Here is a 24,194-nt window from a genome sequence, read left to right as displayed (position 1 = left end):
AGTCGCGTCATGCACGGTCTGGTCAATCGTTTCGCCGAGGAATTTCTGCGCGCCCGCTACGGCGAGGCGCTGTGGCGCGAGGTGGCCACGGGCTGCGGCGTCGACCCGCGGGGTTTCCTGTCGTGGCAGCCGCAGCCCGATGCGCTGACGTTGCAGCTTGCGCGGCGGGGCGCCGCGCTGATCGGGGTGCGGGTCACGGACCTTGCCGAGGACGCGGGCGCGTGGCTCGCGCAGATCGAGGCGATCCGCAGGCTTCTCCGCTTCGGCGGGCGTGACTATGCCGAGTTCCTGATGTCGCTCGACCAGCTTCCGGGACGGGCGGAGATGGTGGTGCCGGGGCTTGGCCTGCCTGCGCTCGGCGTGACCGAAGGGCCGGGTGACCGGTTCGTGATCCGGCTCGAGGGCGGCGATCCGCTCTGGATCCGCGCGACGGCCGGGGTGCTGCGGCAGATGGCCGACGACTATGGGGCGCTTGCGCTGATCACGCCGGGGCGCGGGTCCGATTCGATCGTGGTCGAGGTGCCGGACCGGCAGTTCACCCTGGGCCGCAGCTTCGCGCTGGTCGCCTCGTCGGGCGGGAGAGCCGCATGAGCGCGCCGGACCATGGCGCGGCGGCGCAACCGGCGGTGTCCGCGGCGGGGCCGGCGCTGCCGGTCGCGGGCGCCTTCGCGGCGCTGTCGCCGCTGCTGCCGATGGCCCTGCACCTGCGCCCGGACGGCCGCATCGCGGGGGCCGGCCCCACCATCCTGAAGCTGATCGGTGCCGAGACGACCTTCGCGGCCGCGTTCGAGCCCGTCCGCCCGTCCCGGCAGGGAGCCGGCGAAACCCTCCCGGACGAGGGGCGCATCTTCCTGCGGCTGCGGGCGCGGCCCGGCGTCACGCTCAGGGGCGACGCGCTGCGACTGGGCGACGGGTCCATGGTGCTGAACATGGGGTTCGGGATCGGGCTCGCCGACGCGGTGGGGCGTTTCGCGCTGACCGACCAGGACTTCGCAAGCGCCGAGCTGGCGATGGAGATGCTGTTCCTGCACGAGGCGAACGGCGCCATGCTGGCCGAACTGTCCCGGTCGAACCTGCGGCTGGAAGAGGCGCGGCAGGCGGCAGAGACGGAGGCGTTCACCGACCCGCTCACCGGCCTTCACAACCGGCGCGGGGCCGAGGTGGCGATCGGCCTTGCGAGCCGCGCGGCCGCGCGGGGGACCGCCCTTCCGCCGGTTCCGTTCAGCCTCGTCCAGCTCGACCTCGACCTGTTCAAGAACGTCAACGACGCCCACGGCCACGCCGCCGGCGACGACGTGCTTCGGGTCACGGCGCTCAAGCTCCGCCAGGTGACGCGGTCGGACGACAGCGTGGCGCGGATGGGCGGCGACGAGTTCCTTCTGGTGATGCCGGGCCTCGTCGACCGCGACGCGCTGCGCCGCTTGGGTCGCCGGATCGTGCAGCGGATCGAGGAGCCGGTGATGCTCGACGACCTGGCCTGCCACGTCTCGGCAAGCCTCGGGGTGGCGGTGTCGAGCTGGTACGATGTGCCCGACGTGGCACGGATGCTGGAGGACGCGGACCGGGCACTTTACGCGGCAAAGGCAGCAGGCCGGGGCAGGGTGGTCTTCGCGGACGAGATCGGCGCGCCGACAGGCAGCGGGTGAGTGTGGTTGGTCGGGAACTGCAGAAGGGAAATGGAAGGCAGGGGCAGCGAAGAATGTGAGGGTTGGTTGGCCTGAAGGCGCAGGATCCTGTGCCTCGCCGCGTGGTTCGTCCGTCGGGTGGCGCAGACGGTGCACGCGGCGGCGTGGGGCGGCGGTCTGACCCTCACGCTTGCTCGACCGCGCCCGGTCCCTCGCCGCATCTCACTGGCCCGAGCCGCGCCTCATCCGACAGCGCCGCCCGCCTGCCTGCCCTGCACCACCGCCACGGCACGTCGCGGCACCTCCCCAACACACACGCGCGCGCGCCCCGCGTTGACGACCCCCGCGCCGCGCGATAGGCGGCGCGTCATGGCGCGCGCACCCCTTCTGCAACTCTCCGACATTTCGCTCACCTTCGGCGGCAATCCCGTGTTCGACGGGCTGTCCCTTACCGTCCAGCAGGGCGACCGGCTCGCGCTCGTGGGGCGCAACGGCTCGGGGAAGTCCACGCTGATGAAGGTCATGGCGGGGCTGGTCGAGCCGGACCGCGGCGAGGTCGTGACCCCCGTTGGGACCAGCGTCGGCTACATGGAGCAGGACCCCGACCTGTCGGGGTTCGCGACCCTTGGCGAATTCGCCGCCGCGGGCCTGGGACCCGGCGAGGACTACCGTGTCGATGTCGCAGCCGAAGGGCTGAAGTTCGACCCGCACCGTCCGGTCGCCACCGCATCGGGCGGCGAGCGGCGGCGGGCGGCGCTGGCGCGGCTACTCGCGCAGGCGCCGGACCTCATGCTGCTGGACGAGCCGACCAACCACCTCGACATCCAGGCGATCGGCTGGCTGGAACGGCAGCTGGCCGAGACCCGCGCCGCCTTCGTCCTCATCAGCCACGACCGCGCCTTCCTGCGCGCGCTCGCGCGGTCCACCCTGTGGATCGACCGCGGCGAGGTGCGGCGGCAGGACAAGGGGTTCGAGGCCTTCGAGGACTGGCGTGAGGCGACCTGGGCCGCCGAGGACGAGGCGCGCCACAAGCTCGACCGCAAGATCAAGGCCGAGGCGCGCTGGGCCGTCGAAGGCATCAGCGCCCGGCGCAAGCGCAACCAGGGCCGCGTCCGCGCGCTGGCCGCGCTGCGGCAGGAACGATCCGCCCAGATCCGCCGGCAGGGCACCGCGGCAATGGCCTTCGACAGCGGCGCCCAGTCGGGCAAGCGGGTGATCGAGGCGAAGGGCATCTCCAAGACCTTCGGCGACCGGATGATCCTGCGCCCGTTCGACCTGCGCGTGCAGCGCGGCGACCGGATCGCCTTCGTGGGCCCGAACGGCGCGGGCAAGACGACGCTGATCCGGATGCTGACGGGCGAGATCGCGCCCGACACCGGCAGCGTGGTCCACGGCACCAACCTGCAGATTGCGGTGTTCGACCAGAACCGCGCGGCGCTGGACGAATCCGTCAGCCTGTGGGAATCGCTGACGGGCGACCCGGACATGCGCGTGGGCGGGCGCGCGGACCAGGTGATGGTGCGCGGCCAGCCGCGGCATGTCGTGGGCTACCTCAAGGACTTCCTGTTCGATGACGCGCAGGTGCGGGCGCCGGTCGGCAGCCTCTCGGGCGGCGAAAAGGCGCGGCTGCTGCTGGCGCGGATCATGGCCAGGCCGTCGAACCTGCTGGTGCTGGACGAGCCGACGAACGACCTCGACATCGAGACGCTGGACCTGCTGCAGGACATCCTGGGCGACTACGACGGCACCGTGCTGCTGGTCAGCCACGACCGCGACTTCATCGACCGCGTGGCCGACACGACGATCGCGATGGAAGGCGACGGCCGCGCCACGACCTATGCCGGCGGCTGGACCGACTATCTCGTCCAGCGGCAGGAAAGCGCGGGGCCCGAAGCGGCCGTCGCCGCGCGTCCCGCCACCGGATCGGCCGCCGCCCAAGCCGGCGCGCCTGCGAAACCCCGTGCCGCGAAGCTGTCCTTCACCGAGCGCCACCGGCTCGAGACGCTGCCGGGCGAACTGGCCCGGCTGGAAGCCGAAATCGCGAAACTGGGCGAGTTCCTGGCCGATCCGCAGCTCTACTCGACCCAGCCCGCCAGGTTCGCCAAGGCGAGCGAGGCGCTGGCCGAACGCCAGCAGGCGCTGTCGGCGGCCGAGGAGGAGTGGCTCGCGCTCGCGGAACGCGACGAGGCCTGAGGCTGGCCGACGCGATGATGGCCGCGCGGATCGCCCGTCGTTGCGATTGACTTGGGCACGGGACCGGGGCATAGAGGCGCAGTCCGGCCCGGGCTTCGCCCGTGGCCTGACTTTTGTTTCCACACATCCCGCACAAGGGGTGCGCTGTCCGAAGGCGGGTCTCGGCCCGGAACACCCGGTTTTCCACCGGGGGCCACAGGGCGCGGCAGATGAAAGAAGACACGATGTTCGCAGTCCTCAAGACGGGCGGCAAGCAGTACCGGGTTCAGGCCGGTGACGTGCTGCGCGTCGAGAAGCTGGACGCCCAAGCCGGCGACAAGGTCCAGTTCAACGATATCCTGATGATCGGCAGCACCATCGGCGCCCCGACGGTGTCCGGCGCCGGCGTGGTGGCCGAGGTCATCGACACCATCAAGGCCGACAAGGTCATCACCTACCACAAGCGCCGCCGCAAGCATTCCTCGCAGCGCACCCGCGGGCACCGCCAGCAGCTGACGCTGCTGCGCGTCACCGACCTGCTGGAATCGGGCGCCGATTCGTCCGACGTCAAGGCGGCGACGGGCGCCCGGATCGCGCGGCGCGCCTTCGCCGCGGGCGTGAACGGCGCGACCTCCGCCGAAGCCGTCACCACTGCATAAGGAGACCGAACCATGGCACACAAGAAAGCAGGCGGTTCATCCCGCAACGGTCGCGACTCGGCCGGTCGCCGCCTCGGCGTCAAGCTGTTCGGCGGCCAGGCCGCCATTGCCGGCAACATCATCGTCCGCCAGCGCGGCACGCAGTGGTGGCCGGGCGCGAATGTCGGCATGGGCAAGGACCACACGCTGTTCGCGCTGGTCGACGGCCGCGTGACCTTCAAGAAGGGCCTGAAGGGCCGCACGTTCATTTCCGTGCAGCCGGCAGTCGAGGCCGCCCAGTAAGCTGTTCGGCCAAGGACAGGGCAGGGGGATCGGCGCCGCCGGTCCCCCTTGCGCTTTTCCCGGGGGAAACCTCGCCTGCAGCCCTCGATCCATGCCGCAGGCCACAATCATCACCAACAGGAATGTCGATGGCTGATCTTGCGCTGGCTCGTCACGCTGCCCCGTTGATCCCCGCAGCCACGGGCGACCGTGACCAGCCCACCATCCCGGCGGGGCGCTTCACGCTGCGTCCGCTGCGGATGTCGGATGCGGGGCTGATCGCCCACTACACCGCCGACCGCCGGCTGGCCGAGGGCACGCGCGCGATCCCGCACCCGCTGCCGCCCGGCGCGGCGCAGGGCTATGTCGAGCGCGCGATGGCCGCGGGGCGGGTCGAGGACGTGTGGGCGATCGACGCCGCGGCATCCGACCAGTGCGAGATGGTGGGGGTCGTGTCGCTGACCCGGCTCGAGGACGAGCAGTCGGAGCTCGGCTTCTGGATCGGGGCGGGCTTCTGGAACACGGGCTTCGCGACCGAGGCCGTGCAGGCGCTGGTCGCCGCCAACCCGCACGATGCCCGCACCCTGTTCGCCGAGGCGTTTCAGGACAATCCCGGATCGGCCAAGGTGCTGACCAATTGCGGCTTCGCCTATCTGGGCGACGCCGAAAGCTGGTCGGTCGCGCGGAACGCGCGGGTTCCGACCTGGACCTACCTGCGCCGGATGCGCTGAGGCGACGCGGGGCGCGAAATCCTGCCGCCGTCGGGCAGCGGGTTATCGCTGGATCGTGACCGCGTTCACGCCGCCGCTGACTGTCACCGCGCCGATGTTGCGCAGCTCCGCCGTGCTGATCGGCATGGCGGCGGTGATCGTGTCTGCGCCTGGGCTGGCGGCGCGGCGCGCGTCGACCGAGCCTGCCGGCGGCGGCGAACCCAGCATCTGCAGCCGCAGCACGCCGTCCGCGTCGGGAACGATCCGCCCCCGCGGCTGAGCGGTCTGGTTCACCAGCCCGGCATCATGCCAGCCCTTCGTCGGCGCGATCGCCGTCACGACCAGCAGCCGGCCTTCGTTCAGCGGCTCCCACCGGGCCGACAGGATCTGCGCAATCGGCGTGCGGGCCTCGGCCTTGCCGTAGCCGCCCTCGGGTTCCAGCGTCTGCGGCCCCTCCGACGACAGGGGCGCGGTGATCCACCGCACCGGGTTCCACCGGCCGCCGCCCCCCGTTTCGCCCCGCGACCCGCCGCCGCAAGCGGCCAGAAGCGCCGCCGCGCAGGCAAGCGCCACGACCGGGCGGGCGGGCGGGATCGGCAGGTTGCGGAAATGTCGGGTCATGGCGCGGGCCTTCGGCTCGTGAACTCGTCTCCGGTGATAGGCGATCGGGCCGCCTGCCGGAAGGGGCGCTTTGACCATTCCCGGACGCGGGTCTAAGACGGGCGGCAAGCCGAAAGGAAGACCCATGGCCACCCCTGCCTTCGAATCGCTGGTCGAAGACTTCGCCTATCTCGACGACTGGGAGGATCGCTACCGCCACGTCATCGAACTGGGAAAGGCGATGCCGCCGATGGACGAGGCGCTGAAGGTGCCCGCAACCAAGGTCGAGGGCTGCGCGAGCCAGGTCTGGATCCAGCCGAGCGTGCAGGGTGAGCGCTTCGACTTCCAGGGAGACAGCGACGCGCTGATCGTGCGGGGGCTGATCGCCGTCCTGCACGAGCTGTATGCGGGCCTGCCGGTAGCGGACGCGGCGCGCGTGGATGCCACGTCCGAACTGGGGCGGCTGAACCTGCAGGATCACCTGTCGTCGCAGCGGTCCAACGGCCTGCGCGCGATGGTGGAAAGGCTGCGCGGCTCGGCGGAGGCCGCCGCCTCGGCCAGCGATCAGCCGGCGGGCTGATCCAGCGCCGTCTCGATCGCACCGATCAGTGCCGGATCGTCGGGCGCGGTGTCCGGGGCGAAGCGCGCCACCACGCGGCCGTCGCGGCCGATCAGAAACTTCTCGAAGTTCCACATGACTTCGGGCGCGGCGTTGACCGCGATCCCGTGCTTTTCCAGCCGCGGGCGCATCGCGCCCTCGTCCTCTCGCGCGGGTCGGGCGGCGATCAGCCCCGCGAACAGCGGCTGCTTGTCCGCGCCCGACACCGGCGCCTTGGCGAACAGCGGAAACGTCACGTCGAAGGTGCCGCTGCAGAACGAAGCGATCTCGGCATCGGACCCCGGCTCCTGCGCCATGAAGTCGTTGGCCGGGAAGCCCAGCACCACCAGCCCGCGATCCCGGTAGCGCCGGTACAGCGCCTCCAGCCCCTCGTACTGCGGCGTGAGTCCGCATTTCGACGCGACATTCACGACCAGCCTGACCTGCCCGGCCCAGTCGTCCAGCGTGGCGTCGCTGCCGTCGTTGCGCACCAGCGCGATGCTGCGAAGATCGGTCATGCCCCTGTTCCCCTGCCGGTGATCCATCCGCCGCCCAGCACCCGCGTGCTGCCGGATTCGTAGAAGACGCACGCCTGCCCCGGGCTGACGCCTTCCTCGGCCTCGATCAGCTCGACCTCGGCCGTGGTGGCGCCGGTCGGGCGCAGGATCGCCGCGCGCGGTGGGCGGGTCGAGCGGATGCGGACCGCGATCTCGCGCTCGGGGACCGCCGCCAGGTCGCCCGCACCGAGCCAGTTCACCTCGGCCACGCGCACGATGGTCGTGGCCAGCGCCTCGCGCGGGCCGACGACGACGCGGCGCGACGCCGGGTCCAGCCTCACGACGTACAGCGGCTCGCCCAAGCCCCCGATGGCGAGGCCGCGGCGCTGGCCGATGGTGTAGTGGATCACGCCCTTGTGGCTGCCCAGCACGTTCCCGTCCATGTCCACGATCTCGCCGGGATCGGCCGCGCCGGGACGCAGCTTCTCGATCACGCTGGCGTAGTTGCCGTTCGGGACGAAGCAGATGTCCTGGCTGTCGGGCTTGTCCGCGACACCAAGGCCGTAGCGCGCCGCGAGCGCGCGGGTGTCGGCCTTGCTGGCGAGCCCGCCCAGCGGGAAGCGCAGGAATTCCAGCTGCTCGCGGGTGGTCGAGAACAGGAAGTAGCTCTGGTCGCGGTTGGCGTCCGCGGCCATGTGCAGCTCGGCCCCGTCCGGCCCCGCCCGGCGCTGGATATAGTGGCCCGTGGCCATGCAGTCGGCGTCGAGGTCGCGCGCGGTTTCCAGCAGGTCGCGGAACTTCACCCGCTCGTTGCAGCGGATGCAGGGAACCGGGGTCGCGCCGGCGAGATAGGCGTCGGCGAACTCCTCGATCACGGCGTCGCGGAACTTGTTTTCGTAATCGAGGACGTAATGCGGAAAGCCGATCCGCTCGGCCACGCGGCGGGCGTCGTGGATATCCTGCCCGGCGCAGCACGCCCCCTTCTTGGCCAGCGCCGCGCCGTGGTCATAGAGCTGCAGCGTCACGCCGATGACGTCATAGCCTTCCTCGGCCAGCATCGCCGCCACGACCGAGCTGTCGACGCCCCCCGACATCGCCACGACCACGCGCGTCTCCGCCGGAGGCTTGGCGAACCCCAGCGAATTCAGTGCGACGCTGTGGCCCGGCACCGGGCTTGAGATGGTCATTGCGGCATGTCCCTGGGGCGGTCCGCGCAGGCGCGCGGCGGAATACGGAGAAATATAGGAAAATGCAGCGCAGACTCAACCCGCGCAGGACCCTGGCCTTCACGCGGATTTAAGCCGGCCGTCGCAAGGTCACGAGGTCACAGCAAGGCGATGTTTCCATGTACCTACGCAAGTCCGCGGGCCGACGCACCGCAACCCTGCCCGATGGCAGCATCCTGACCCAGGCCGACCTTCCGGCGGCCGACACGCGCTGGGTCGCGCGCCGCAAGCTGGCGGTGGTGCAGGCCATCCACCACGGCCTCATCGACCGGAAGGACGCGATGGACCGTTATCAACTGACGGTTGAAGAACTCGATGCCTGGATAGCGGCCGTGTCCGGTCCCGGACCGGATGCGCTGAAAGTGACGATGGTGCAAAAATACCGCAACACGACAGGCCACTAAGTGCTATAGGCGGGTTTCCGCTAACCGCAGGTTAACCAATTGCGGGCACAACGGCAGCGGGAACGGCAGAAAGGACATGTCATGCGAATCCTGTTGGTCGAGGATGATCCGGCAACCGCTCGCAGCATCGAGATGATGCTGACGCACGCCAACTTCAACGTCTACCGGACGGACCTTGGCGAGGAGTGCGTGGATCTCGCAAAGCTCTACGACTACGACCTGATCCTGCTGGACCTGGACCTTCCCGACATGAACGGGATGGAGGTGCTGCGCCAGATCCGCCTGTCGCGCGTCGACACGCCGGTGCTGATCCTCACCGGGTCGGATGACACCGAAAGCAAGCTCAAGGGCTTCGGCTTCGGGGCCGACGACTACATGACGAAGCCGTTCCACCGGGACGAGCTGATCGCCCGCAGCCAGGCCATCATCCGCCGGTCCAAGGGCCACAGCCAGGCCGTGATCCGGACCGGGCAGATGACCGTGAACCTGGATTCGCGCTCGGTCGAGGTCGGTGGCCGCTCGGTCAATCTGACCGGCAAGGAATACCAGATCCTGGAACTCCTGAGCCTGCGCAAGGGCACGACGCTCACGAAGGAGATGTTCCTCAACCATCTCTATGGCGGCATGGACGAGCCCGAGCTGAAGATCATCGACGTCTTCATCTGCAAGCTCCGCAAGAAGCTGTCGGAGGCGATGGGCGGCGAGAACCACATCGAGACGGTGTGGGGCAGGGGCTACGTCCTGCGAGACCCGCAGGAATCGTCGGCCGCGGAACAGGTCGCGCTTCGGGCCTGAGGGGCCGCCCTCCGCCGCCCCGGCCCTTGCAGATGGACAATCCCGCCGCCCAGCCATTATCAGGATGTCGTGCCCGGCTGTCGGGCACGGTCTTGGGGCGGATCGGGGCAGGCGGGTGACGGACAACCGGCGCGGCAGGGCAAAGGGCCGGGGTGCGGCAAGGCTCGCGGACACCGCACCCGACGCCGCCCACGTGCCGCCCGAGGCGGGACCCTCGTTCCGTCCGGCCGACACCGACGACGTCGCGCGTGCCGAGATGGTCCGGCTCGCGGCCGAGATCGAACAGGCGAACGCGGACTATCACGGCGCCGACGCGCCCACGATGGACGACGCCGCCTACGACGCGCTGAAGCGCGAGCTGGCCGGGATGGAGGCCGAGTTCCCCCACCTCGCCGCCGCCGATTCCCCCAGCGGGAAGGTCGGCGCGGCGCCGTCGGACGCGTTCCGCAAGGTCGCCCATTCCGTCCGCATGATGTCGCTGGAAAACGCGTTCTCGGCGCAGGACGTGGCCGACTTCGTGGCGCGGATCAGGTCGTTCCTGAACCTGGCCGCCGACGCCCCCCTTGCCTTCACGGCCGAGCCGAAGATCGACGGCCTCTCTCTCTCGATCCGCTACGAGCACGGGCGGCTGGTCCAGGCCGCCACCCGGGGCGACGGCACCACGGGCGAGGACGTGACCGCCAACGCGCTCACCATCCGCGACCTGCCCCATGAGCTGAAGGGCCCCGACATTCCCGGCGTGCTCGAGGTCCGGGGCGAAGTCTACATGACGCATGCCGACTTCGCCGCCCTGAACGCGGGGGGCGAGGGGCGGGTCTTTGCCAACCCGAGGAACGCGGCGGGCGGGGCGCTGCGCCAGCTCGACCCCGCGGTGACCGCGCGCCGGCCCCTGCATTTCTTCGCCTACGGCTGGGGCGCGCTGTCCGAGCCGCTCGGCCCCACGCAGTCGGGGGCGGTCGAACGGCTTGCCGCGCTGGGCTTCACGACCAATCCGCTGACCCGGGTCTGCCATGCGGTCGACGACCTGCTGGCCGCCTGGGCAGACATCGAACAGCGCCGGGCGACGCTGGGCTACGACATCGACGGCGTCGTCTACAAGGTCGACGACCTCGCGCTGCAGGCGCGGCTGGGGTATCGGTCGACCACGCCGCGCTGGGCGCTCGCGCACAAGTTTCCCGCCCAGACCGCGTGGACCCGGCTCGACCGAATCGAAATCCAGGTCGGCCGGACCGGCGCGCTGTCGCCCGTCGCGCGGCTTGCGCCGGTCACGGTCGGCGGCGTCGTCGTCTCGAACGCGACGCTCCACAACGAGGACTACATCGCCGGGCGCGCCGCCGACGGGACCCCGATCCGCGGCGGCGCCGACATCCGCGAAGGCGACTGGGTGCGCGTGTTCCGCGCAGGCGACGTGATCCCCAAGATCGACGCCGTCGACCTGGACCAGCGGCCGGCCGAGGCGCCTGCCTACGCCTTTCCGCACCGCTGCCCCGCCTGCGGATCCGATGCCGTGCGCGAGGCGGGCGACGCGGTCCGGCGCTGCACCGGCGGGATCGCCTGCCCCGCGCAGGCGATCGAGAAGCTGCGCCACTTCGTCTCGCGCGCCGCCTTCGACATCGAGGGCCTGGGCAGCCGCCAGGTGGAAGCGTTCTATTCGGCAGGCTGGATCGCCGAGCCCGCCGACATCTTCGCGCTGTCGCGCCACCGCGAGGCGCTGCTGGCGACCCCCGGCTACGGCGAGAAGTCGGTGACGAGCCTGCTGGCCGGGATCGAGGAACGGCGGGTGATTGCGCTCGACCGGCTGATCTTCGCCCTCGGCATCCGCCATGTCGGCGAACAGGCCGCCCGGCTGCTCGCCCGGCGCTACCAGCACTGGTCCAGCTTCATCGCCGCGATGGACGCCGCCCGCGGCGAGACCTCGGACGCATGGCGCGACCTGACCGCGATCGAGGGGGTGGGCGCGGTCCTCGCCCGCTCGCTCGTCATGTCCTTCGCGCAGGAAACCGAGCGCGCGGCGATCGACCGGCTGGTCGCGGAACTGACCGAGATCGTCCCGGCCGCGGCGCCGAAGACCGAGGACAGCCCGATCGCCGGCCTGACGCTCGTCTTCACCGGCACGCTGGAGCGGATGACCCGGGCCGAGGCGAAGGTCCGCGCCGAAGCGATGGGGGCGAAGGTCGCGGGGTCGGTCTCGGCGCGGACTGACCTGCTGGTGGCGGGGCCGGGCGCGGGGTCCAAGGCGAAGAAGGCGGCGGAGCTGGGCGTCAGGGTCATCGACGAAGACGAATGGCTGAAGATCGCACAGGGCTGACGGACCCGGGCGCTGAGGGCGGCGCAGAAGCGGGTGGTCAGGCGGGCGATCCGCCCCGGTCGCAGCCGCCGAAGGGCCGCCCGCCGCCGCTGTTCCCGTTGTTCGCCGCCGCCGACACGCTGCCGGGGATCGGCCCGAAAGCGGCCGAATCACTGCGCGCGCTGGACGTCCTGCGTCCGCGCGACCTGCTGCTGACCCTGCCGCACGCGGGTGTCACGCGCCGCAGCGTGGCGCGGCTCGCCGACCTGCGCCCGCCCGAAACGGCGACGGTCACGGTCACCGTCGGCCGCCACGTCCCGCCCGCCACCCGTGGCCGGCCTTGGCGCGTCGTCTGCTCGGACGGATCGGGCGACCTGACGCTCGTGTTCTTCAACGCGCGGCGCGAGTGGATCGAATCGCAGCTCCCCACCGGGCAGGAGCGGGTGGTTTCGGGCAAGGTCGAGCTGTTCGACGGCATGGCGCAGATGGTTCACCCCGACCACGTCCTGCGCAAGGCCGATCCCGCGCCGCCGGGCTTCGAGCCGGTCTACCCGCTGTCAGGCAGCCTGACCCAGAAGGTCATGGCCAAGGCCGCCGCCGCCGCGCTGGAACGGGTGCCGCCATTGGCCGAATGGATCGACCCCGGGCTTCTGCGCCAGAAGGGCTGGCCCGACTGGCCGGGCGCGCTGGCCGCGGCGCACGCGCCCGCGTCGATGGACGATTTGTCCGCTGACGCCCCCGCGCGTGCGCGGCTCGCCTATGACGAGCTGCTGGCGCATCAGCTGACCCTGGCGCTGGTCCGCCGGGACCGCAGGCGGGCGGCGGGTCGTGTCACCAGGGGCGACGGGCGCTTGCGGGACCGCGTGCTGGCGGGGCTTCCGTGGCCGCCGACGGGCGCCCAGTCCCGCGCCGTGGCCGAAATCGCCGCCGACATGGCCGAGCCCTGTCGCATGAACCGCCTGCTGCAGGGCGACGTCGGGGCGGGCAAGACGCTGGTGGCCTTCCTGTCGCTGCTGGTGGCGGCCGAGGCGGGCGGGCAGGGCGTGCTGATGGCCCCTACCGAGATCCTGGCGCGCCAGCACCTCGCCGCGCTGACGCCGCTCGCGGCGCTCGCCGGCGTCCGGATCGCCGCGCTCACCGGCCGCGACAAGGGCGAGGAGCGCGCCGCCATCCTGCGCGACCTCGCGGATGGTGGCATCGACATCCTCGTCGGCACCCACGCGGTGTTCCAGCGCGAGGTCGTATTCCACGACCTCCGCCTTGCCGTGATCGACGAACAGCACCGCTTCGGCGTGGCGCAACGGCTGGAGCTTGCGGCCAAGGGCCGCGAGGCGCCGCCCGACATGCTGGTGATGACCGCGACCCCGATCCCGCGCAGCCTCGCGCTCGCGCAGTTCGGCGACATGGAGCTGTCGGTCCTGGACGAGAAGCCCCCGGGCCGGCAGCCGATCACGACGATCGTCCTGTCCGACCAGCGCCTCGCCGAGGTGACGGCGCGGCTCCGCGCCGCGATCGACGGTGGCGCGCGCGCCTACTGGGTCTGCCCGCTGGTCGAGGAAAGCGAGACGGTGGACCTGACCGCGGCCGAGGACCGGTTCGTCCGCCTGCGCGCCGAGTTCGGGGACGCGGTGCGGCTGGTCCACGGCCAGATGCCGGTCGAGGCGCGGGACGCCGCGATGGCGGATTTCGCCCAGGGGCGCGCGCAGCTGCTGGTCGCGACCACGGTGATCGAGGTCGGGGTGGACGTGCCGCAGGCGACGATCATGGTGATCGAGCGGGCGGAAAGCTTCGGCCTCGCCCAGCTGCACCAGCTGCGGGGCCGCGTCGGGCGGGGAACGGGCCGGTCCGCGTGCGTGCTGCTGTACCAGCAGCCGCTGAACGAAAGCGGCCGCCGGCGGCTTCAGGTGCTGCGCGACACCGAGGACGGGTTCCGCATTGCCGAGGAGGATCTGGCCATGCGCGGCGCCGGCGACGTGCTGGGGACCGCGCAGTCGGGCCTGCCCAGGTTCTGGATCGCGGACCTGGAACGGCAAGCCGGGCTGCTGACGCTGGCGCGCAGCGACGCGCGCGCGCTGCTGGAGAGCGATCCGCAGCTTCGGTCGGCGCGGGGGCAGGCGGCCCGCGCGCTGCTGTGGTTCATGGAACAGGACAAGGCCATCCGGCTGATGTCCGCAGGCTGACACGAAGTTCTTAAAATGTTCTTTACACCTGCGGCGGCTTCTGGAACAAAGAGGCAACATCGAGTCGCAAGGAGAACGCCGTGTTCAACGAAGACCTGTCCGACATCCTCGGCGTTGCCGCGCTGTCCGTCACCACGATCATCGTCCTTTGGCTGCCGGCCTTCGTGGCGCTCGGCTGAGCGGACGCATCCATTCTGCCTGCCGCGCCGACCCTGCTGCCGCGCCTCTTTCCGGACGCTGCCGCCTGTTCCCCTGTCGGGTTGACGCGCGACTGGCCGGCCCTGTTCCTCGGGCCGGCTTTTTTCATGCCTCGTCGTTCCCCGCGGCATCCTCGATGGCGCCGAGGACCGCGTCCCAGGCAAGCAGGATCGAGGCGTGGCGGTTCGGAAACGCACATGCCGGCGACAGCACCTCGAGCCCGTCGAAGGGCGCGGCGGGCGCGGTCCCTGAAGCGTTAAGCATCCCTTCCAGCGCGTCCCGCGCGGCGCGGAGTTCCGGCGGGCTGCGGCCGATCACCACCTGGCCCAACACCGCGGCCGAAGCCTGGCCCAGGGCGCAGGCCCGCACCTCCTGCGCGAAATCGCCCACGCGGCCGTCTTCCATCACGACCTGCGCCGCGACGGTCGATCCGCATTGCGGCGACCGGCGGCTGGCGCTTCCCTGCGGCGCGGGCAGGCGGCCAAGCCGGGGAATGTCGGACGCGAGCGCGAGGATCCGGCGCGAATACAGCGCCATCAGGTCCTCGTCGGGGGCGGCTGGCGCGGCGTTGGTGTCTGGCATGGCTTTCCCCCTAGCTATCGTCCAGCCTAGATAGGAACGCGCCTGCCCGAAGGAAACCCGATGTTCGACCCCGGCACCCTGACCTTTGATGCGAACGGGCTGATCCCCGCCATTGCACAGGACCATGTATCCGGCGATGTGCTGATGCTCGCCTGGATGAACGCGGACTCGGTGAGGAAAACACTTGAGGAAAGGCGCGTAACCTACTGGTCGCGTTCACGTCAGGCGTTCTGGACCAAGGGCGCGACGTCGGGCCACACGCAGCGGCTGGTCGAGATGCGGGTGGACTGCGACCGCGACTGCCTGCTGTTGCTGGTGGACCAGACCGGCCCCGCCTGCCACACGAACCGGCGCAGCTGCTTCTATACCGCCGTGCGCGACGGGGCGGAGGTCGAGATCATGGCGCCGTCAGACGCCTAGCATCCGGCGGATGTCGGCGGGGCTGCAGCCCTGTTCGCGGTACAGGCGCAGCGCACGGGCGTCGTCCCGCTTCGCGAGCCGCTTGCCATGCTCGTCGCGGATCAGCCGGTGATGGTGGTAGAGGGGCTGCGGCAATCCCAGCAGGGCCTGAAGAAGCGCGTGGATGTAGGTCGATTCGAAAAGATCCTGTCCGCGGCTGACCAGCGTGATCCCCTGCGCGGCATCATCCAGCACGACGGACAGGTGATAGGACGTGCCCATGTCGCGCCGGGCCAGCACCACGTCACCGATCCCCGCAAGGAAGGCCGGTGCGGTGATCCGGTGGGTGCCCGGCACGGCCTCGTCGGCGAAGCCGATCCGGTGAAGGTCCAGCAGCGCGAGCGCCTGTCCTGCGTCCAGCCTGATCGCGTCGTCGGGGGCAGCGTCGGACATCGGGCGGCCGCGGCAGGTTCCGGGATAGACCGGGCCGTCCGGGCCGATCACCTGCGCGCCTTCCTGCGGCGCCGAAAGCGCCGCGCGGATGTCGGCGCGGCGGCAGCGGCAGGGATAGATCACCCCCAGCCGGCCGAGCTGGTCCAGCGCGTCGGCGTAGGCGGGCAGGCGGTCGGACTGGCGCATCACCGGCGCGGGCCAGTCAAGGCCCAGCCATTGCAGGTCCTCGTGAATGGCGCTTTCCCATCCCCCCCGGCAGCGGGATCGGTCGATGTCCTCGATCCGCAGCAGGAACTGGCTCGGATCGGCAAGGCGGGCCGCGGTCAGGGCGGCGAAGGCATGGCCGAGATGCAGCGGGCCGGTGGGGGACGGGGCGAAGCGGGTGCGCCTCAGCCCTGCTGCGCGGCCAGCCATTCGCCGAAATCCTGCTTCGCGCGGGCGGTGTAGGCGGGGTAGCGCGCGGCGCGACCGCGGCGGCCGCCCTTCGCCTCGACCGGGGGGAACAGGCCGAAGTTGACGTTCATCGGCTGGAAGGTCTTCGCCTCGGCACCGCCGGTGATGTGGTGGACCAGCGCGCCCATCGCGGTCGTCCCGGCAGGCGGGGGCAGATCGCGGCCCAGAGCCTGCGCCGCGGCCATCCGCCCCGCGAGAAGGCCCATTGCCGCGCTTTCCACGTAGCCTTCGACACCCGTCACCTGCCCCGCGAAACGCAGGTGCGGCGCGCTTCGCAGCCGCATCCGGTCGTCGAGCAGGGTGGGTGAGTTGAGGAAGCTGTTGCGGTGGATGCCGCCGAGCCGCGCGAAGGCCGCGTCCCGCAGGCCGGGGATGCGGCGGAACACCTCGGTCTGGGCGCCGTACTTCATCTTGGTCTGGAAGCCGACCATGTTGTACAGCGTTCCCAAGGCGTTATCCCGGCGAAGTTGAACCACCGCGTAAGGTTTCTCGGCCGGATCATGCGCGTTCGTCAGCCCCACGGGCTTCATCGGTCCGTGCCGCAGCGTTTCGCGCCCGCGCTCGGCCATGACCTCGATCGGCAGGCAGCCGTCGAAGTAGCCTGCGGTTTCGCCCTCGTGGAACTCGGCCTTGTCGGCGGCCAGCAGCGCGTCGATGAAGCTTTCGTAGTCCTCGCGCGTCATCGGGCAGTTGATGTAGGCGGTGCGCTCCTCCTCGGTCTCGCCCTTGTCGTAGCGCGACTGCCGCCAGGCCACCGTCATGTCGATGGTGTCGGCGTGGACGATCGGCGCGATCGCGTCGAAGAAGGCGAGCGCGTCGGCCCCGGTCCGCGCCCGGATCGACTGCGCCAGCGCGTCCGAGGTCAGCGGCCCGGTCGCCACGATCCAGTTGCCCGAGGCGGGGAGGTCGCGCACCTCGGCCCGGTCGAAGGCGACGAGCGGATGCGCCTCGAGCGCCTCGGTCACCGCGGCCGAGAAGGCGTCGCGGTCCACCGCCAGCGCGCCGCCCGCAGGCAGCTTGTGGCGGTCGGCGGTCGCCATGATGAGCCCGCCGGCCGCGCGCATTTCCCAGTGAAGCTGCCCCACCGCGTTCATCACGTCGTCGTCGGACCGGAAGCTGTTCGAGCACACCATCTCGGCGCAGTCGCCGGTGCGGTGGGCGAAGGTCGCGACGTGCGGGCGCATCTCGTGCAGCACCACCGGCACGCCCGCCTGCGCCACCTGCCAGGCCGCCTCGGACCCGGCGAGCCCGGCACCGATGATGTGGACAGGTTCGGTCATGGGCGTGTCCCGTAGGGCGAAGGGTGGCGAAGGGCGAGGCGGGTTGCTATCAGTCCCCGCGACCGCCCGCAAGGATCGAGCCGTGCCCTCCCCAGACAAGCAGCCCCCAACGCCGGACCGGCCCGAGATCGAGATGTTCACGATCGACGGGGCCGAGATCGAGGTTCCGGTCGCCGCGCTGGTGCCGCGGTTGCGCGGGCGCCTGCGCGACGGCGGCTACGAGGGGCACGAACGCGCGCTGCTGCGCGACCATCTGCGGCCGGGCGACCGGGTGCTGGACCTGGGCGCGGGCGCGGGGCTCGTCAGCATCACGGCGGCGCGGATCGTGGGGGCGGCGAACGTCACCTCGGTCGAGGCGAACCCGGCGATGCTGCGCCACCTGCGTCGCAACCTGCGGCGCAACGTGGGCGCGGAAGGATCGGTCCTTCACATGGCGGCGGTCGGGGACGACGATCCGCCCGGGACGATCGAGTTGCACGTCCATCCCGGATTCTGGAGCGCGTCGATCCTGCCGGGCCGGGCGAAGAACGCGCAGTCCTGCAGCGTCAGGGCGAAGCCGCTTTCCCGGCTGATCCGGCGGGCGCAGGCCACCGTGATCGCGATGGATGTCGAGGGGGCCGAGCAGCGGCTTCTTGCGACCCCGCTGCCGCCGCAAATCCGGCTGCTGGTGATCGAACTGCACCCGGGGCTTTATGGCGAATCGACGCGCGACGGCATCCTGCGGGATCTGGCCGCGCAGGGTTTCGCCGACGTGGGCGCGAAGCGGACCGAGGAGGTGTTCGCCCTGCGCCGCGGCGACTGACGCGCGGCCGCGAACGGAAGGCTCCCCAAGGAAAAGGGCGGCCCTGCGGCCGCCCTTCGGTCCTCATGCGGGCGGGCGCCTGGCCGATCACTCGGCGGTGGCGGCCTCGGTCGCTTCGCCTTCGGCTTCGGTCGCGGCCGCGTCGTCGGACGCGCGCAGGCCAGACGGCGCGGCGATGTTCGCGACGACGAAGTTGCGGTCGATCGTCGGACGCACGCCGTTCGGCAGCGCAATGTCGTTGATGTGGATCGAATCACCGATCTCGCGGCCGGTCAGGTCCACGGTGATGTGGTCCGGGATCTCGGACGCGGTGACCATCAGCTCCACCTCGGGGCGGACGACGACCAGCGTGCCGCCGCGCTTGAGGCCGGGCGACGCTTCGTGGTTGTCGAACTGCACGTGGATGAACAGGTTGATCCGCGTGTTGCGGTGCAGGCGCATCAGGTCGATATGCGTCGGCAGGTCCTTGACCACGTCGCGCTGGACGCCGCGGCAGATGACGCGCACGTCGTCCTGCCCCTCGACCTTCAGGTTCCACAGGGTGGACATGAAGCGGCCGGCGCGCAGCTTGGTCAGCAGGGGGTTGAAGTCGATCTGGATCGGCTGCGGGTCCTTCCCGTCGCCGTAGACGATACCGGGCACCTTGCCTTCGCGGCGAGCTTGACGGGCGGCCCCCTTGCCTGTCCCCGTGCGTGCCTCGGCCACCAGATCTGGAATCTCTTTGGCCATGATGGTTCCTTTCAGGTTGAAGCCGGCCATCCTCCAAGGGTGCATGGCCGACAAGCCCGCGCCTATAGGGCAGGGACCGCCTCCGGGCAAGCGGTTTCGGCGGGTGCGCCGCGCAACCCCCGCTGCCGTCCGCGCGTTCGGCCGCGATGTCAGCAAGGGGATACGAGCATGGCGCATGTCGAAGCATCGGACGGCACGAAGATCCACGTCAGGGACTGGGGGCAGGGGCGCGCGGTCGTGCTGATCCACGGCTGGCCGCTCAACGCCGACAGCTGGGAACCGCAGATCCTCTCGCTCGTCGATGCGGGCTACCGCGTGGTGAGCTACGACCGGCGCGGCTTCGGCCGGTCCGAGCAGCCGGCGCAGGGCTACGACTACGACACGCTGGCCGACGACCTCGACGCGGTCATGCGCGGCCTGTCGCTGAGCGATGCGGTGCTGGTCGGGTTTTCCATGGGCGGGGGAGAGATCGCCCGCTACATGTCGCGCCACGCCGGGCGCGGTGTGTCGGCGGTCGCGTTCGTGTCCTCGGTCGTGCCGGGGATGCCGAAGTCGGCGGACAATCCCGACGGCGTGACGGCAAAGGACCTCGAGCCGATCAAGGCGGGCCTCCGCGAGGACCGGGCCGAGTTCCTGCGCGGCTTCATCAAGCAGTTCTACGGCGTGGGCACCTTCCGCAAGCCGGTGAGCCAGGGCGTCCTGGACTGGACCTGGGGCATGGCAATGCAGGCGAGCCCGATTGCCACGCTGGCCTGCGTGGATGCGTTCGGCACGACGGACTTCACCGCCGACGCGGCCGCGATCGCCTGTCCCGCGTTGATCCTGCACGGCACCGCCGACCAGAACGTGCCGCACAAGGCGACGGGGCAGCGGCTGTCGAAGATGCTGCCGCAGGCGCGCTATGTCGAATATGACGGCGCGCCGCACGGCGTGCTGGCGACGAACGCGGACGAGGTGAACCGCGACCTGCTGGCGTTCCTGCGCGAGGTCTGAGCCTCAGACGTAGTCGTGGCCCCACTCGGCCGGCACCAGCGCGTTGTGCCGGCCGACATTGCGGATGTCGCGCTCGCCGCACAGTGCCATGGTCACGTCCAGTTCCTTGCGGATCACCTCGAGCGCGGCGGTGACGCCGGGCTGGCCCATCGCGCCGAGCCCGTGCAGCCACGCGCGGCCGATCCAGGTCGCGTGCGCGCCGAGCGCCAGCGCCTTCAGCACGTCCTGGCCCGACCGGATGCCGCTGTCGAGGTGGATCTCCACCCGGTCGCCCACGGCGGCGACGATCTCGGGCAGCATGCGGATCGACGACAGCGCGCCGTCCAGCTGCCGGCCGCCGTGGTTCGACACGATGATCGCGTCGGCGCCGAAGTCGGCAGCCTTCCTCGCGTCGTCGGCGTCCAGGATGCCCTTGAGGATCAGCTTGCCGCCCCACATGTCGCGGATCGCCGCGATCTTGGCCCAGTCGAGCTGGGTGTCGAACTGCTCGGCCGTCCACGCGGCGAGGTTGCCCGCGTCCGTGACCCCCTTCGCGTGGCCCACGATGTTGCCGAAGAAACGCCGCTTGGTGCGCGCCATCTCCGACCCCCAGCGCAGCTTCGTCGCGAGGTTCATCAGCGTGGGCAGGGTGAACTTCGGCGGGGCGGACAGGCCGTTCTTCAGGTCCTTGTGGCGCTGGCCGAGGATCTGGAGGTCGAGCGTCAGGACCAGCGCCGAACAGTTGGCGCGCTTCGCTCGGTCGATGATGGCGGCGAGGAAGTCCTGGTCGCGCATGACGTACAGCTGGAACATGAAGGGCGCGGCGGTGTGCTCGGCCACGTCCTCGATCGAGCAGATCGACATGGTGGACAGGCAGAAGGGAACCCCGAACGCCTCGGCCGCGCGGGCCGCCTTGATCTCGCCGTCGGCGCGCTGCATCCCCGTCAGCCCGACCGGCGACAGGCCCACCGGCATCGAGACCGGCAGCCCCACCATGTCCGACGCGAGGCTTCGGTTGGACATGTCCACCGCCACCTTCTGGCGCAGGCGGACCTTCGCGAAGTCGGTCGTGTTCTCGCGGAACGTCTGTTCGGTGTAGCTGCCCGATTCGGCGTAGTCGTAGAACATCCGCGGCGTGTGGGCGCGGTGCATCCGCCTGAGGTCGTCGATGGATGTGATCACGGGCATGCCGGGCGTCCTTTCAGGTTCAATCCGGCACGCAGCCGGGGTCGGTAGAGCCGGGAGGGCAGGTGGCGGCGTCGCTGCGCGCGTCCTCGCCGGGGCTGGTCGCGCGAAGCGCGTCGGCCCGGTCCCGCAGGGCGGCCGCCCGACCGGCAAGCGGCCCCGCGGCCTGTGGCGTGGGCGGGCGCGAGGCTTCGGCCGCGGCCGCGCGCGCCTCCAGCTCGGCCCGCACCGATTCCGGATCGGCAGCCGCGTCCTCGGCATGGGCGGGAATGGCCGGCTCGGCGGTCGCGATCTCCAGCGGCAGAAGCCGCGGATAGGCGGTGTCGTCGCCCGATCCGCAGGCGGCCAGGAGCAGGGCGGCGACCAGGGGCAGGGCGGCAACGGGGAGGAACCGGGCGTTCATGGCCCGGCAAGCATAAGCGCGGAAATCGCGCAGCGGCAAGACGCGGGCACCGACCCTTTCCGCGGCGCCCGGCGTGACCTAGAACCGTGACTATGGCCCGCACGCAAGGTTCCCGCGCCGCGATCACCGGACCGCTGATCCGCGAAAAGTCGCTGCGGCTGTTCGCGCGGCACGGCTATGCCGCCGTCAGCATGCGCCAGATCGCGGCGGACGTTGGCGTGCAGGCGGGGGCGCTCTACGCCTATACGCAGGACAAGCAGGCGCTGCTTGCGGACCTGATGATCGACCACATGGATCGGCTGCTCGCGGCATGGTCCGACGACCTGTCGCTGCCGCCGCTGGACCGCCTCGAGCGGTTCGCGCGGTTTCACATCGCCTATTCGCTGGATAATGCGGACGCCGTGTTCCTCAGCTACATGGAGCTTCGCAACCTCAGCCCCGAAAACCACGCCGCGGTGTCGGCGCTGCGCCGCGCCTACGAGGAATCTCTGTCGGCGATCCTGCGCGACGGGCAGGCGGCGGGGGTGATGACGGTGCCCGATACCCGCCTTGCCGCGATGGCGCTGATCGCGATGCTGACCGGGGTCACCAACTGGTACCGCGAGGGCGGCCGGCTGGACCGCAAGCGCGTGGCCGACATCTACTGGGATCTCGCCCGCGGCGCCGTCGGGGCCTGAGGCGGGGCACGGGGCGGGGCACGGGGCGAGGCGGGGCACGAGGCGGTGCGCGAGGGCCGCTTGCCCCCGGGCGCGCGCGGGGGGATTATGGCCGCATGACCCTGCCCCCCGGTTTCCTCGACGAGCTTCGCGCCCGCGTCCCGCTGAGCCGGATCGTGGGGCGGAAGGTCACGTGGGACCTGCGCAAGTCGAACCAGGCAAAGGGCGACTGGTGGGCGCCCTGTCCATTCCACGGTGAAAAGACGGCCTCGTTCCACGCCGACGACCAGAAGGGCTTCTATTACTGCTTCGGCTGCCACGCCAAGGGCGACGCCGTGACCTTCCTGCGCGAGGCCGAGGGCTTGGGCTTCATGGACGCGGTCGCGGTGATGGCGTCCGAGGCCGGGATGCAGATGCCCGAGCGCTCGCCCGAGAACCGCGCGCGCGCCGACCGCCGGACCGAACTGGCCGAAGTCATGGAACGGGCCGCGCGCTGGTTCCGGCTGCAGCTTCAGACCGGGGCGGGGGCCGCCGCGCGCGACTATCTCGCCGGGCGCGGGCTGGACCAGGCCGGGCAGGACCGGTTCGAGATCGGCTTCGCCCCCGACCAGCGGCAGGCGCTGCTGCGGCACCTGAAGGAAGGCGGCGCGAGCGAGGGGCAGGTCGTGGACGCGGGTCTTGCCGCCCGACCCGACGACGGCGGCGCGGCCTACGACCGCTTCCGCGGCCGCATCATCTTCCCGATCCGCGACGCGCGGGGCCGCTGCATTTCCTTCGGCGGCCGCGCGATGGACCCGAACGCGCGGGCGAAATACCTCAACGGCCCGGAAACCGCGCTCTTTGACAAGGGCCGCAACCTCTACAATCTCGGGCCCGCAAGGGCGGCGGTGGCCAAGGGGCAGCCGCTGGTGGTGGCCGAGGGGTACATGGACGTGATCGCGCTGGTGCGGGCGGGGATCGAAGGCACGGTCGCGCCGCTTGGCACCGCGATCACCGAGGATCAGGTGCGGCTTCTGTGGCGGGTCTCGCCCGAGCCGGTGATCGCGCTCGACGGCGATGCGGCGGGTCTGCGCGCGGCGATGCGGCTGGTGGACCTCGCGCTGCCGCTGACCGGGCCGGGGCAGGCGCTGCGCTTTGCGCTGCTGCCCGCGGGGCAGGACCCGGACGACCTGATCCGCGCGGGCGGCGCGGGCGCGATGCGGGCGCTGATCGACGGCGCGCAGCCGCTCGTGGACCTGCTGTGGCTGCGAGAAACGGACGGCCGCGTGTTCGACAGCCCCGAACGCCGCGCGGCGCTGGAACGGACGCTGGCCGACGCGGTGGCCAAGATCCCCGATGCCGCGACGCGCGACCACTACACCGCCGCGCTGAAGCGCAAGCGCTACAACCTGTTCGCCCCGGTCCGCACCCAGTGGACGCGCGGGGCGCCGGGAAGGGGCAAGGGCGGCCGCGCCGCCGTGTCGGACGCCCCGCTGCCCCAGACCCGCGCGTCCCGTCTTGTCGCGACCGATCCGGGCGACGCGCTGATCGAGGCGATGATCCTCGCGCTCTGCGCCGCGCACCCCGCGCTCGTGGACCGGGTCGAGGCGCGTCTGGAACGGATCCAGCCCACGGACCCGGGCCGCGCGGCGCTGGTCCACGATCTCCTGTCCGGCCGGACCTCCGATGCGGGCCGGCGCGCCCTTGACGACCTGCTTGCAGATCCCCATGTCCGCGCCCTGCCGGCAGTGTCCCAGCCCGGCGCCTTCGGGGACGAGGCTCAGGCCGTCCTGCTGAATGCGCTCGACCGGCTGGATGCGCGGCGGACCGCCCGCGACGAGGTCGCGCGGGCCGAGGCCGAGATCGGCGGCCTGGCCGACGAGGGGCTGACCTGGCGGGTGACGCAGTCGGCGCGGGCGCGCCAGCACGCCGACCACCCCTCGCTGTCCCACGACAGCGATCTGGGCGAGGACCGCGAGGCGCTGGCCGGCCAGCTGGCCGAGGCGCTGAAGAACGAGATCTGGCGCAAGCCGGGGCGCCGATGACCGGCAGGCGGGCGCCGGCGGATAGACGATAAGAACGGGGAGCC

25 protein-coding genes are annotated in these 24,194 nt (G+C 71.1%); 16 read left to right on the top strand and 9 right to left on the bottom strand.

Going from position 1 to position 24,194, the window contains the following annotated elements; genetic code table 11:
* Positions 1-9: 9 nt before the first annotated feature.
* The 6 genes from ELI80_RS10775 (at position 10) to ELI80_RS10750 (ending at position 5,448) form a co-directional block, all read left to right on the top strand.
* Entirely contained in the window at positions 10-591 is a 582-nt protein-coding gene (locus ELI80_RS10775) for a heme NO-binding domain-containing protein (RefSeq protein ID WP_161596458.1), read from the top strand.
* A complete protein-coding gene (locus tag ELI80_RS10770) occupies positions 588-1,646 on the top strand; it encodes a GGDEF domain-containing protein (protein WP_136651924.1) in 1,059 nt (352 codons plus the stop codon). The genes ELI80_RS10775 and ELI80_RS10770 overlap by 4 nt, the downstream gene beginning before the upstream one ends.
* 348 nt (positions 1,647-1,994) lie before the next feature.
* Positions 1,995-3,818: an ABC-F family ATP-binding cassette domain-containing protein gene (locus ELI80_RS10765; RefSeq protein ID WP_136651923.1), complete on the top strand. Its 1,824-nt coding sequence runs from the start codon at positions 1,995-1,997 to the stop codon at positions 3,816-3,818.
* Positions 3,819-4,042: 224 nt separating this feature from the next.
* Positions 4,043-4,456, top strand: a complete 414-nt coding sequence (rplU, locus tag ELI80_RS10760; RefSeq protein ID WP_136651922.1) for a 50S ribosomal protein L21 — start codon at positions 4,043-4,045, stop codon at positions 4,454-4,456.
* Between the two features lie 12 nt (positions 4,457-4,468).
* The gene (gene rpmA, locus ELI80_RS10755) at positions 4,469-4,738 is read left to right on the top strand and encodes a 50S ribosomal protein L27 (RefSeq protein ID WP_136651921.1); all 270 of its coding nucleotides are present in this window, start codon (positions 4,469-4,471) and stop codon (positions 4,736-4,738) included.
* A 122-nt stretch (positions 4,739-4,860) separates the two neighbouring features.
* Positions 4,861-5,448: a GNAT family N-acetyltransferase gene (locus ELI80_RS10750; protein ID WP_438943066.1), complete on the top strand. Its 588-nt coding sequence runs from the start codon at positions 4,861-4,863 to the stop codon at positions 5,446-5,448.
* A gap of 42 nt (positions 5,449-5,490) precedes the next feature.
* On the opposite strand, the gene ELI80_RS10745 is transcribed toward ELI80_RS10750, so the two are convergent.
* Positions 5,491-6,048 carry a hypothetical protein gene (locus ELI80_RS10745; RefSeq protein WP_136651919.1) on the bottom strand — a complete coding sequence of 186 codons (558 nt, stop codon included), beginning with the start codon at positions 6,046-6,048 and terminating at the stop codon, positions 5,491-5,493.
* A gap of 124 nt (positions 6,049-6,172) precedes the next feature.
* On the opposite strand from ELI80_RS10745, the gene ELI80_RS10740 reads away from it, so the two are divergent.
* Entirely contained in the window at positions 6,173-6,607 is a 435-nt protein-coding gene (locus ELI80_RS10740) for a SufE family protein (RefSeq protein ID WP_136651918.1), read from the top strand.
* On the opposite strand, the gene ELI80_RS10735 is transcribed toward ELI80_RS10740, so the two are convergent.
* Together ELI80_RS10735 and mnmA are read right to left on the bottom strand one after the other, a co-directional pair.
* On the bottom strand, positions 6,592-7,143 hold the full coding sequence (locus ELI80_RS10735; RefSeq protein ID WP_136651917.1) for a glutathione peroxidase: 552 nt from the start codon (positions 7,141-7,143) through the stop codon (positions 6,592-6,594). The two genes, ELI80_RS10740 and ELI80_RS10735, sit on opposite strands and share 16 nt — an antisense overlap.
* A complete protein-coding gene (mnmA, locus tag ELI80_RS10730) occupies positions 7,140-8,309 on the bottom strand; it encodes a tRNA 2-thiouridine(34) synthase MnmA (RefSeq protein WP_136651916.1) in 1,170 nt (389 codons plus the stop codon). The genes ELI80_RS10735 and mnmA overlap by 4 nt, the downstream gene beginning before the upstream one ends.
* A gap of 158 nt (positions 8,310-8,467) precedes the next feature.
* Between mnmA and sciP the strand changes: the two genes are divergently transcribed.
* The 4 genes from sciP to recG all read left to right on the top strand — a co-directional run bounded on the left by sciP (position 8,468) and on the right by recG (position 14,014).
* Positions 8,468-8,752 (top strand): CtrA inhibitor SciP, encoded by a 285-nt coding sequence (gene sciP, locus ELI80_RS10725; protein ID WP_136651915.1) that lies wholly within the window; start codon positions 8,468-8,470, stop codon positions 8,750-8,752.
* An 81-nt stretch (positions 8,753-8,833) separates the two neighbouring features.
* Positions 8,834-9,547 (top strand): response regulator transcription factor CtrA, encoded by a 714-nt coding sequence (gene ctrA / locus ELI80_RS10720; RefSeq protein ID WP_136651914.1) that lies wholly within the window; start codon positions 8,834-8,836, stop codon positions 9,545-9,547.
* Positions 9,548-9,803: 256 nt separating this feature from the next.
* Entirely contained in the window at positions 9,804-11,855 is a 2,052-nt protein-coding gene (gene ligA, locus ELI80_RS10715; RefSeq protein ID WP_136651986.1) for an NAD-dependent DNA ligase LigA, read from the top strand.
* On the top strand, positions 11,831-14,014 hold the full coding sequence (gene recG, locus ELI80_RS10710; RefSeq protein ID WP_136651913.1) for an ATP-dependent DNA helicase RecG: 2,184 nt from the start codon (positions 11,831-11,833) through the stop codon (positions 14,012-14,014). Before ligA ends, recG begins: the two co-directional genes overlap by 25 nt.
* Positions 14,015-14,317: 303 nt before the next feature.
* Here recG and ELI80_RS10705 read toward each other — a convergent pair whose 3' ends face one another.
* A complete protein-coding gene (locus ELI80_RS10705) occupies positions 14,318-14,794 on the bottom strand; it encodes an iron-sulfur cluster assembly scaffold protein (protein WP_136651912.1) in 477 nt (158 codons plus the stop codon).
* A gap of 60 nt (positions 14,795-14,854) precedes the next feature.
* On the opposite strand from ELI80_RS10705, the gene hisI reads away from it, so the two are divergent.
* Positions 14,855-15,214, top strand: a complete 360-nt coding sequence (gene hisI / locus ELI80_RS10700) for a phosphoribosyl-AMP cyclohydrolase (RefSeq protein ID WP_136651911.1) — start codon at positions 14,855-14,857, stop codon at positions 15,212-15,214.
* Here hisI and gluQRS read toward each other — a convergent pair.
* Both gluQRS and trmFO read right to left on the bottom strand, forming a co-directional pair.
* A complete protein-coding gene (gene gluQRS, locus ELI80_RS10695; protein ID WP_136651910.1) occupies positions 15,203-16,060 on the bottom strand; it encodes a tRNA glutamyl-Q(34) synthetase GluQRS in 858 nt (285 codons plus the stop codon). The genes hisI and gluQRS overlap by 12 nt on opposite strands.
* Positions 16,036-17,379 (bottom strand): methylenetetrahydrofolate--tRNA-(uracil(54)-C(5))-methyltransferase (FADH(2)-oxidizing) TrmFO, encoded by a 1,344-nt coding sequence (gene trmFO / locus ELI80_RS10690; protein WP_136651909.1) that lies wholly within the window; start codon positions 17,377-17,379, stop codon positions 16,036-16,038. The genes gluQRS and trmFO overlap by 25 nt, the downstream gene beginning before the upstream one ends.
* Before the next feature lie 82 nt (positions 17,380-17,461).
* Between trmFO and ELI80_RS10685 the strand changes: the two genes are divergently transcribed.
* Complete coding sequence (locus ELI80_RS10685; RefSeq protein ID WP_161596457.1) at positions 17,462-18,181, top strand: FkbM family methyltransferase; 720 nt, start codon at positions 17,462-17,464, stop codon at positions 18,179-18,181.
* 87 nt (positions 18,182-18,268) lie between these two features.
* Here the strand turns inward: ELI80_RS10685 and ELI80_RS10680 are convergent, their stop codons facing one another.
* Positions 18,269-18,910, bottom strand: coding sequence for a 50S ribosomal protein L25/general stress protein Ctc (locus tag ELI80_RS10680; protein WP_136651907.1), 642 nt, complete (start codon positions 18,908-18,910; stop codon positions 18,269-18,271).
* A 168-nt stretch (positions 18,911-19,078) separates the two neighbouring features.
* Between ELI80_RS10680 and ELI80_RS10675 the strand changes: the two genes are divergently transcribed.
* Positions 19,079-19,903: an alpha/beta fold hydrolase gene (locus ELI80_RS10675; RefSeq protein WP_136651906.1), complete on the top strand. Its 825-nt coding sequence runs from the start codon at positions 19,079-19,081 to the stop codon at positions 19,901-19,903.
* Positions 19,904-19,906: 3 nt separating this feature from the next.
* On the opposite strand, the gene ELI80_RS10670 is transcribed toward ELI80_RS10675, so the two are convergent.
* The gene (locus ELI80_RS10670; RefSeq protein ID WP_136651905.1) at positions 19,907-21,070 is read right to left on the bottom strand and encodes an alpha-hydroxy acid oxidase; all 1,164 of its coding nucleotides are present in this window, start codon (positions 21,068-21,070) and stop codon (positions 19,907-19,909) included.
* 19 nt (positions 21,071-21,089) lie between these two features.
* Positions 21,090-21,470 carry a hypothetical protein gene (locus ELI80_RS10665; RefSeq protein ID WP_136651904.1) on the bottom strand — a complete coding sequence of 127 codons (381 nt, stop codon included), beginning with the start codon at positions 21,468-21,470 and terminating at the stop codon, positions 21,090-21,092.
* 92 nt (positions 21,471-21,562) lie between these two features.
* Between ELI80_RS10665 and ELI80_RS10660 the strand changes: the two genes are divergently transcribed.
* Together ELI80_RS10660 and dnaG are read left to right on the top strand one after the other, a co-directional pair.
* Positions 21,563-22,147, top strand: a complete 585-nt coding sequence (locus ELI80_RS10660; protein ID WP_136651903.1) for a TetR/AcrR family transcriptional regulator — start codon at positions 21,563-21,565, stop codon at positions 22,145-22,147.
* 95 nt (positions 22,148-22,242) lie between these two features.
* Complete coding sequence (gene dnaG / locus ELI80_RS10655; RefSeq protein ID WP_136651902.1) at positions 22,243-24,150, top strand: DNA primase; 1,908 nt, start codon at positions 22,243-22,245, stop codon at positions 24,148-24,150.
* The last annotated feature ends 44 nt before the right edge of the window (positions 24,151-24,194 follow it).

Origin of the sequence: Paracoccus aeridis, assembly GCF_004923205.2 — a bacterium.
In the GTDB taxonomy this organism is placed as follows: Bacteria; Pseudomonadota; Alphaproteobacteria; order Rhodobacterales; family Rhodobacteraceae; genus Paracoccus; species Paracoccus aeridis.
The sequence above is the reverse complement of the archived record's forward strand: the minus strand, read 5'-3'. Positions and strand labels throughout refer to the sequence as shown.

Bases quoted from the DNA above. Each gene is read 5' to 3' on its own strand.
- ELI80_RS10775 (WP_161596458.1), top strand. From the start codon at position 10: ATGCACGGTCTGGTCAATCGTTTCGCCGAGGAATTTCTGCGCGCCCGC.
- ELI80_RS10770 (WP_136651924.1), top strand. From the start codon at position 588: ATGAGCGCGCCGGACCATGGCGCGGCGGCGCAACCGGCGGTGTCCGCG.
- ELI80_RS10765 (WP_136651923.1), top strand. From the start codon at position 1,995: ATGGCGCGCGCACCCCTTCTGCAACTCTCCGACATTTCGCTCACCTTC.
- rplU (WP_136651922.1), top strand. From the start codon at position 4,043: ATGTTCGCAGTCCTCAAGACGGGCGGCAAGCAGTACCGGGTTCAGGCC.
- rpmA (WP_136651921.1), top strand. From the start codon at position 4,469: ATGGCACACAAGAAAGCAGGCGGTTCATCCCGCAACGGTCGCGACTCG.
- ELI80_RS10750 (WP_438943066.1), top strand. From the start codon at position 4,861: ATGTCGATGGCTGATCTTGCGCTGGCTCGTCACGCTGCCCCGTTGATC.
- ELI80_RS10745 (WP_136651919.1), bottom strand. From the start codon at position 6,048: ATGACCCGACATTTCCGCAACCTGCCGATCCCGCCCGCCCGCCCGGTC.
- ELI80_RS10740 (WP_136651918.1), top strand. From the start codon at position 6,173: ATGGCCACCCCTGCCTTCGAATCGCTGGTCGAAGACTTCGCCTATCTC.
- ELI80_RS10735 (WP_136651917.1), bottom strand. From the start codon at position 7,143: ATGACCGATCTTCGCAGCATCGCGCTGGTGCGCAACGACGGCAGCGAC.
- mnmA (WP_136651916.1), bottom strand. From the start codon at position 8,309: ATGACCATCTCAAGCCCGGTGCCGGGCCACAGCGTCGCACTGAATTCG.
- sciP (WP_136651915.1), top strand. From the start codon at position 8,468: ATGTACCTACGCAAGTCCGCGGGCCGACGCACCGCAACCCTGCCCGAT.
- ctrA (WP_136651914.1), top strand. From the start codon at position 8,834: ATGCGAATCCTGTTGGTCGAGGATGATCCGGCAACCGCTCGCAGCATC.
- ligA (WP_136651986.1), top strand. From the start codon at position 9,804: ATGGTCCGGCTCGCGGCCGAGATCGAACAGGCGAACGCGGACTATCAC.
- recG (WP_136651913.1), top strand. From the start codon at position 11,831: ATGGCTGAAGATCGCACAGGGCTGACGGACCCGGGCGCTGAGGGCGGC.
- ELI80_RS10705 (WP_136651912.1), bottom strand. From the start codon at position 14,794: ATGCCAGACACCAACGCCGCGCCAGCCGCCCCCGACGAGGACCTGATG.
- hisI (WP_136651911.1), top strand. From the start codon at position 14,855: ATGTTCGACCCCGGCACCCTGACCTTTGATGCGAACGGGCTGATCCCC.
- gluQRS (WP_136651910.1), bottom strand. From the start codon at position 16,060: ATGGCTGGCCGCGCAGCAGGGCTGAGGCGCACCCGCTTCGCCCCGTCC.
- trmFO (WP_136651909.1), bottom strand. From the start codon at position 17,379: ATGACCGAACCTGTCCACATCATCGGTGCCGGGCTCGCCGGGTCCGAG.
- ELI80_RS10680 (WP_136651907.1), bottom strand. From the start codon at position 18,910: ATGGCCAAAGAGATTCCAGATCTGGTGGCCGAGGCACGCACGGGGACA.
- ELI80_RS10675 (WP_136651906.1), top strand. From the start codon at position 19,079: ATGGCGCATGTCGAAGCATCGGACGGCACGAAGATCCACGTCAGGGAC.
- ELI80_RS10670 (WP_136651905.1), bottom strand. From the start codon at position 21,070: ATGCCCGTGATCACATCCATCGACGACCTCAGGCGGATGCACCGCGCC.
- ELI80_RS10665 (WP_136651904.1), bottom strand. From the start codon at position 21,470: ATGAACGCCCGGTTCCTCCCCGTTGCCGCCCTGCCCCTGGTCGCCGCC.
- ELI80_RS10660 (WP_136651903.1), top strand. From the start codon at position 21,563: ATGGCCCGCACGCAAGGTTCCCGCGCCGCGATCACCGGACCGCTGATC.
- dnaG (WP_136651902.1), top strand. From the start codon at position 22,243: ATGACCCTGCCCCCCGGTTTCCTCGACGAGCTTCGCGCCCGCGTCCCG.